This window comes from Dietzia sp. HMSC21D01, from assembly GCF_001815995.1.
Classification (GTDB): domain Bacteria; phylum Actinomycetota; class Actinomycetes; order Mycobacteriales; family Mycobacteriaceae; genus Dietzia; species Dietzia cinnamea.
The window spans coordinates 1-5,327 of record NZ_KV823610.1 but is presented as its reverse complement, the minus strand read 5'-3'; the positions used below and the strand labels follow the sequence as shown (position 1 = coordinate 5,327).

Sequence of the window (5,327 nt, the reverse complement as noted above, 5' to 3'; positions counted from 1 at the left end):
GGCCCCGGCGCCGACCGCCGCCCCGGCCAGCGCCCCCGCCCGCAGGAGGGAGCGCCGGCCGAGGCCCGCGCGGTACCCGGAGGGATCGGCAACAGAGTCGGTCATGTGACCAGCGTGACCGATCGATCGCCCCCGCGCCCCGGTTATCGCCGAGGCGTCATCGAGTGTTCATCCCCGGGTCCGGCGGTCAGCGCGTGGTGGACTCGGCGGGCGCGCCGTCCACGACCATCTGCTCCAGCTCGCTACGCGTGGGGGTCGACAGGTATCGCACCATCGAGTCGTCCAGTTCGCGCAGCCACGGTGTGTGATGCTCGGCGGCCATCGTGCCGGTCATGACCGAACGGTGCGGCTTGTCGCGGTAGGTGAGGATGTTGGCGGCCTTGTCGTCCTTCCACGCGAGGAAGATGCGGACGACCTCGTCGAGGTCGAACTCCGGGTAGTCGGTCGCGTCGATGAGGTCGCGGATGTAGTCGGCCTGGAACCGCACCTCGTCGGCGTCACCGTCGAGCTTCTGGAAGCGGTCGCGCCAGGCGCGCATGTGCGCGGCCCGGTCCTGCGCCGACGGCAGCGGCGTACGTCCGAGGATGAGGTCGCGGACGTACCAGGCCTGCGCGTCGAACATGTTGAACGTGAACCACTGGTCCTGGGCGCCCAGGTAGTACACGCGCGGGTTCTTCTGCCACACCACGCCCCGGTACAGGCCGGAAGGGTAGATGTTGTTCGGCGACTGCAGTGCGAGGTCGGCGGGCAGGAACGGATACTTGTGCAGGTAGCCGGTGCACAGGATCACCGCGTCGAACTCCCGCGTCTCGCCGCCCGTGAAGTGGACCGTGCTGCCGTCGAAGCGGTCGATGAGCGGCAGCTCCTCCATGCCGTCCGGCCAGTCGTAGCCGATCGGCCGGGTGCGGTAGGACATCGTCACCGAGCGGGCGCCCATCTTGAACGCCTGCACGCCGATGTCCTCGGCGGAGTAGGAGGCGCCGACGAGCAGGACCCGCTTGTCCGCCAGGTTCTCGGCGCCGCGGAAGTCGTGGGCGTGCTGGACCGAGCCGGGGAAGGTGTGGATGCCCTCGAACCCGGGCACGTTGGGGAAGCTGAAGTGGCCGGTGGCGACGATGATGCGGTCGAACTCGGAGGTGGTGGTGCGGCCCGAGCGGAGGTTCTCCACGGTCACGGTGAAGTTGTCCTGGTCGCGGTCGTAGTCCACCCAGCGCACGGCCGTGGAGAACTGCACCTGGTCCTTGACCTTCGACCGGCGCACGCGGCCGTCGATGTAGTCCCACAACACTTCGCGCGGTGGGTAGGACGGGATCGGCCGGCCGAAGTGCTCGTCGAAGGTGTACTCGGCGAACTCCAGGGCCTCCTTCGGGCCGTTCGACCACAGGTTGCGGTACATCGAGGAGTGCACCGGCTCGCCGTACTTGTCGATCCCGCTGCGCCAGCTGTAGTTCCACTGGCCGCCCCAGTCGTCCTGCTTCTCGTAACAGACGATCTCGGGGATCGAGGCGCCCGCGCGCTGCGCGGATTCGAAGGCCCGCAGGGCGGCGATGCCGCTGGGGCCGGCTCCGAAGATGGCGATTCGTTGATTAGACAACTACATTCCTTCCGGCCGTCACCGGCCTCTCGTTCGTCTCGGGCAGAGACGTACGGTGGAGGCGGGGCGCCGGCGGAGGGGGCTCCGCGCGCTCCGGGCCTCGACACCGGACCATCGATCCCGCGTCGCGGCGGCGGTCAGTGCGGCCTACGGCAACGCGACCGCGGCGCCCGTCGTGGGGCGCCGCAGGGCTCTCACCATAGCAAACGCTCGCCCTGCGCTCTCCGGTCGGTCGCCCGTCCCGCGCCCGTTCGCCCGCCGGGGGAACGGAGGCGGCAATTCGTGGACAATGGTCGGCATGACCCAGTTCGGAGATCTCCTCGGCCCCCCGCCCACCCGTCTGACCGGCGATCCGGAGGCGGAGGACGCCCTCGCCGCGGGCGAGGACCCCCGCACGGTCGCAGCCGACCATCCCGCGGCGTCGATCGCGTGGGCCGAGCTCGCCGAGCGCGCACTCGACGCCGGCGACGCGGTGACCGCGTACGCCTTCGCCCGCACCGGTTACCACCGCGGGCTGGATCAGCTGCGCCGCCACGGCTGGAAGGGCTTCGGCCCGGTGCCGTACGACCACGAGCCGAACCGCGGGTTCCTCCGCGCGGTCGCGGCGCTGGCCCGCGCCGCGCAGTCGATCGGTGAGGAGGACGAGTACATCCGTTGCCTGGACCTGATCAATGAGTCGGACCCGCACGCCGCCGCGCCTCTCGGCCTGGCGTGATCGTCTAGACGCCCGCGCGCTGGGCGTCTACGCCGCGCTGCCGGTTCCGCTGAGGACGCGGACCCGGCGTCTGGCGTACGCGTTCCTGCCGATCCTGCAGTGCGGCCTGGCCGCCGGGATCGCGTGGTACATCGCGTTTGACCTGCTGGGGCACCCCGCGCCGTTCTTCGCGCCCATCGCGGCCGCCATCGCGCTGGGCACCGGGATGGGCCGGCGGGTCCGCCGCGGCATCGAGCTGGTGATCGGCGTCGTGGTGGGCGTCGGCCTGGGGGATCTGCTCATCGCGCAGATCGGCTCCGGCCCGTGGCAGATCGCCGCGGTGGTGGTGCTGGCGATGTCGGCGGCGGTGTTCCTCGACCGGGGCGCGCTCGTGGGGACGCAGGCGGCGTCATCGGCGATCCTCGTGGCCACGATCCTGCCGCCGGGTTCGGCGGGCGGCTACGAGCGGATGGTGGACGCCGCCGTCGGCGGTGTCGTCGCGCTGGTGGCGATGTCGCTCATCCCCGTGCACCCGCTGCGGCGCGCCCGACGCGAGGCGGCGTCACTGCTCGGGGTGGCCTCGTCGGTCCTGGCGGAGGTCGCCGAGGGCCTGGACCGCCGCGACTCCGACCGCATCCGCGAGGCGCTGCAGGACGCCCGCGACACCCAGCCGGCGATCGACGCGGTGGAGGAGCAGCTCGCGGGGGCGCAGGAGTTGGTGCGGATCTCGCCGTTCTACCGTCGGCGCCGTCCGGAGGAGGTGGAGCTGAGCCGGATCCTCAACCCGCTCGACAACGGCATCCGCAACATCCGGGTGCTGGCGCGGCGGGCGATCGTGGCCGTCGACGACCAGGTCGACGTCCCGCCCGCGCTCAGTTCGCTGCTGGCCGCGCTCGCCGACGCGGTGGAGCTGCTCGCCCAGCGGGTGGCCGCCGACCCCGACGCACCCGGTGCCGCGACGGTGCTGCGGGAGTTGCGCGCGGTGTCCGCGCGGGCCAAGCGGGAGCTGGTGATCGGCTCCGGCATGACAGAGATGGTGATGCTCGCCCAGATCCGGTCCATCCTCGTGGACGTGATGCAGGTGGCGGGCCTGAGCAAGATCTCCGCACTGGCCACGCTGCCGCCGACGGTGCGGACGCCGGCCGTGTCGCCGGAGCTGCTCAAGGAGGAGTGGCCGGATTCGCCGGACCGGCCCGCGCCGGAGATGCCGCCGTTCAGGGCGACACGAGCCTCCATGGCTCGGTATGACGGTAGAAGGTCGTCCTCTTGATGGCCCTCCGGCCGGTGACCCCGTCGCGGGTGAGAAGGCCGGCCTCGGTCCCCAGCTGGACCGCGCGGGCAGCGAGCCACGGCCGTCGTCGCAGCCAGCGGGGGCGGGCGGCCGTGGCGACGACGCCGGGCAGGTCCGGCGTCGGGCGGACGGTGAGGGTGTCGATCTCGCCGGAGAAGACCCGGTTGTCGTCGGCGTAGGCCTCGCCCACCAGGTGGCCCCCTTCGGGGCCGCGGACGGTGGCCTCGCCCACGAGCGCGGTCCCGGTGTCGTCGCGCACGAGGGGTACCTCGCGGGCACTGCCCCGGACGCCGAGCTTGGCGGCCTCCGAGCCGGTCGGCAGGCCGTACGCCTTGGTGGCCGGTGTCGGTTCGTCGGCGACGTACGCGATCTCCACGTCGAGATTCTCGGTGCGCATGAGTCGGGTGAGGAGCGCGGCCAGTCCGGCGTCGCTGCCGCACACGACCAGCCGGCGGCGGGTGCCGACCTCCGAGAGCGCGCGCGCGACCTCGTCCTTGGTGGGGGCCGCACTGACCTCGATGCGGGGGTGTTCGCCGAGGACCGTCGGGACCGGCGCGGAGCCGCAGCGGATGACGATCATGACCTCCATCATGACCGCAGCCGCCGGAGGTGGCGAACCTGGGGCAGGATGGAGGTGTGCAAGCACAGGCGCACGACATCGATCGCGGCAGCATCGATCTCAACTGCGACCTCGGGGAGGCCCGCCGCGGCACCCCGAGGTGGGCGGCCTCGCTCGCGCCCCACGCGGGGCCCGATCCCGACGACGCCGCCCTGCTGGCCGTGGTGACCTCCGCCAACGTCGCGTGCGGCTTCCACGCCGGCAACCGGCCCACGATGAACGCGACGGTCGTCGCGGCCGCCGGGCGGGGCGTGGCCGTGGGCGCGCATCCCTCGTACCGCGACGCGGAGAACTTCGGTCGCGTCGATCACGACCTCGGTCGGGAGGAGGTCGCCCGCATCGTGGCGTTCCAGCTGATCGAGCTCGACATGGCCGCGCGACGCCACGGCTCGCGGGTACGTTACGTCAAGCCCCACGGGGCCCTCTACAACCGCATCGTCCACGATCGCGAGCAGGCGGCCGGTGTCGTCGACGCGGTCCTGGCCTACGCCGCGGTCGCCGACGAGGACCCGCTGCCGATCCTCGGCCTGCCCGGTGCGGCGGTCCTGACGGAGGCCGAGAAGGCGGGCGTGCGGGCCGTGACCGAGGCGTTCGCCGACCGCGGGTACCGACCCGACGGCACCCTCGTGCCGCGCGGCGAGCCGGGAGCCGTCATCACCGACGCCGACGAGGTCGCCGCCCGGGTGGTGGCCATGGCCACGGGGCGGGAGATCACGGCCTCGGACGGCTCGCCGGTCGTCGTCGAGGCCGCGTCGATCTGCGTTCACGGGGACACCCCTGGAGCCGTCGACCTGGCGCGCCGGGTGCGGTCGGCTCTCGTGGCCTCCGGCGTGTCGTTGGCGCCGTTCGCGCCGGCGGGGGAGAGATGACGACGACGAGTATCCGCCGCTGTGGAGAGGCCGCGCTGCTGCTCGAGTGTGCGGGTCTGGCAGAGGCGGTGCAGCTCGCCGGGAGGGTTCGCGGGTTGCGGCCGGAGGCCGTCGACGTGGTCGCGGCGGCCCGCACCGTGCTGGTGACCGCGCGGGAGGCCTCGGCGCTGCCCGGGCTGCGGCGGCGGGTCGAGGCCCTCCTCTCCGAGGAGCCGCCGTCCACCCAGAATCCGCTACCCGGGGACCGGATCCGCTACCCC

At 72.6% G+C, this 5,327-nt stretch carries 5 protein-coding genes and 1 pseudogene; 4 read left to right on the top strand and 2 right to left on the bottom strand.

Annotation, left to right across the window (positions count from 1 at the left end):
- Positions 1–187: 187 nt before the first annotated feature.
- Complete coding sequence (locus HMPREF3086_RS00495) at positions 188–1,594, bottom strand: NAD(P)-binding domain-containing protein (RefSeq protein WP_061229982.1); 1,407 nt, start codon at positions 1,592–1,594, stop codon at positions 188–190.
- Positions 1,595–1,892: 298 nt separating this feature from the next.
- On the opposite strand from HMPREF3086_RS00495, the gene HMPREF3086_RS00490 reads away from it, so the two are divergent.
- Both HMPREF3086_RS00490 and HMPREF3086_RS00485 read left to right on the top strand, forming a co-directional pair.
- The gene (locus tag HMPREF3086_RS00490) at positions 1,893–2,309 is read left to right on the top strand and encodes a DUF3151 domain-containing protein (protein ID WP_043567286.1); all 417 of its coding nucleotides are present in this window, start codon (positions 1,893–1,895) and stop codon (positions 2,307–2,309) included.
- Positions 2,266–3,558, top strand: coding sequence for an FUSC family protein (locus tag HMPREF3086_RS00485; RefSeq protein WP_061229981.1), 1,293 nt, complete (start codon positions 2,266–2,268; stop codon positions 3,556–3,558). The genes HMPREF3086_RS00490 and HMPREF3086_RS00485 overlap by 44 nt, the downstream gene beginning before the upstream one ends.
- On the opposite strand, the gene HMPREF3086_RS00480 is transcribed toward HMPREF3086_RS00485, so the two are convergent.
- Positions 3,503–4,159: a hypothetical protein gene (locus HMPREF3086_RS00480; RefSeq protein ID WP_082767861.1), complete on the bottom strand. Its 657-nt coding sequence runs from the start codon at positions 4,157–4,159 to the stop codon at positions 3,503–3,505. The genes HMPREF3086_RS00485 and HMPREF3086_RS00480 overlap by 56 nt on opposite strands.
- A gap of 56 nt (positions 4,160–4,215) precedes the next feature.
- On the opposite strand from HMPREF3086_RS00480, the gene HMPREF3086_RS00475 reads away from it, so the two are divergent.
- Together HMPREF3086_RS00475 and HMPREF3086_RS17730 are read left to right on the top strand one after the other, a co-directional pair.
- Complete coding sequence (locus HMPREF3086_RS00475) at positions 4,216–5,067, top strand: LamB/YcsF family protein (RefSeq protein ID WP_061229979.1); 852 nt, start codon at positions 4,216–4,218, stop codon at positions 5,065–5,067.
- Positions 5,064–5,327: pseudogene (locus HMPREF3086_RS17730) on the top strand (carboxyltransferase domain-containing protein); the annotation flags it as partial. The gene HMPREF3086_RS00475 and the pseudogene HMPREF3086_RS17730, both read left to right, overlap by 4 nt.